This is a genomic window from Paraburkholderia sp. Ac-20347 (assembly GCF_017104805.1).
Taxonomy (GTDB): Bacteria; Pseudomonadota; Gammaproteobacteria; order Burkholderiales; family Burkholderiaceae; genus Paraburkholderia; species Paraburkholderia tropica.
This window is the reverse complement of the sequence record NZ_JAAGPN010000596.1, coordinates 1-1157: the sequence shown is the minus strand read 5'-3', so window position 1 is coordinate 1157 and position 1157 is coordinate 1. Positions and strand designations below refer to the sequence as shown.

At 72.3% G+C, this 1157-nt stretch carries 2 protein-coding genes; both read right to left on the bottom strand.

The window, feature by feature from the left end:
- A partial coding sequence (locus G3N97_RS38915) for an ABC transporter ATP-binding protein (RefSeq protein ID WP_205998016.1) occupies window positions 1-482 on the bottom strand: 482 nt, incomplete at its 3' end.
- Between the two features lie 15 nt (window positions 483-497).
- The coding region (locus tag G3N97_RS38910; RefSeq protein ID WP_205998015.1) for an iron ABC transporter permease at window positions 498-1157 on the bottom strand (660 nt) is incomplete at its 5' end.

The window sequence follows — 1157 nt, the reverse complement described above, 5'->3', positions numbered from 1 at the left end:
CCCGAGCGCGCGCCGTAATCGCGCTGCGCGAGATGGGCGATCTGCATGGCGTCGAGCGCCGCGTGCACGGCGTCGCGATCGTGCGTGCGCGGCGCGCGCCACAGCGCGAAGCCCGTGCCGAGATGCGGCAGACGGCCGAGCGCCACGATCTGCTCGACGGTGTAGGGAAATTGCGGCGCGTGATGTTGCGGCACCCACGCGACTTGCCGCGCGATTGCGCGACGGCGCTGGCGATGCAGCGTTTCGCCGTGCAGCAGCACCTCGCCGGTATCGGGCGCGATCAGGCCGAGCAGCACGCGCAGCAGCGTGCTCTTGCCCGCGCCGTTGACGCCGAGCAGCGAGACAAGTTCGCCCGCGCGCACAGCGAAGCTCACGCTGTCGAGGACGGTGGCGTGCGCGCGCCGCACGGTCACGTCGCGGCAGGCGAGCGCGGCGTCCGTCGTGTGGGTCGGCGTCGTGCGCGTGTTGGCGTGTGGGTTCATCGCGGCGCCTGGCGGTCAGCGCGCACGGCGGCGCAGCGCGCGCAGCACGAACACGAAGGCGAGCGCGCCGCCCATTTCGGTGATCACGCCGAGCGGAATTTCGGCGCTCGCGACGCTGCGCGCGCAGGTGTCGGCGAGCATCAGCGCGATTGCGCCGACCAGCGCGCTCATCGGCAGCACCACGCGATTCGAGGCGCCGACGAGCGGCCGCACGAGATTCGGCACGAGCAGCCCGATCCAGCCGATCATGCCCGCGAGCGCGACGGTCAGCGCGGCGATCAAAGTGGCCAGCGCCATGACGGCGAAGCGGATCGTATGCACAGGCACGCCGAGGCTGCGGGCTTCGTCGTCGCTGAGCGTGAGGCCGTCGATCAGCGGGGCGGCGAGGGACAGCGGGGCGGGGAGACACAAGAGCGACGTGCCGAGGGCGAGCGGCGCGGAGGCGCACGCGAGATCGGCCCAGCCGGTTTGCGCGAGCGAGCCGAGCAGCCAGTAGACGATCGCGGGCCACTGGTTGGGCGGGTCCGCGACGTAGTTGAGCAGCGAGACCAGGGCGGAAAACAGTGCATTGCTGACGAGGCCGCCGAGCAGCAGCGCGAGGATGCCGCCGCGTGCGAGCGCGCCTTCGCCTGGCTCGCCGCCGAGCATCGCGACCGCCGAGACGCCCACGGCCAT